The 255-nt window shown below is 67.5% G+C and carries 1 pseudogene; it reads left to right on the forward strand.

The features are described 5' to 3' along the window. Positions 1-255 (forward strand): annotated as a pseudogene (locus tag I6F17_RS37525) (IS481 family transposase); the annotation flags it as partial.

Below are 255 nucleotides of genomic sequence, written 5' to 3' on the forward strand. Positions count from 1 at the left end.
CAGCACATCGTGGATGCGATCGTTGGGCTGCGGCTCGAGCGGCCGAGCTGGGGCCCGCGCAAGATCGTCAGCAAGCTTGAGGCTCGCCAAGGGGATGTGGATTGGCCCTCGGCCTCGACGGCGGGCGGGATTCTCAAGCGGGCGGGACTGGTAAGCAGCCGTCGGATCCGGCGACGAGCGCCGCCGCGGATGGGGCAACTGACGGTGCCTCAGCATGCCAACCATGTATGGGCCCTCGATCACAAGGGCTGGATC

It is taken from the genome of Bradyrhizobium sp. NBAIM18 (genome assembly GCF_020193825.1).
Lineage (GTDB): Bacteria > Pseudomonadota > Alphaproteobacteria > Rhizobiales > Xanthobacteraceae > Bradyrhizobium > Bradyrhizobium yuanmingense.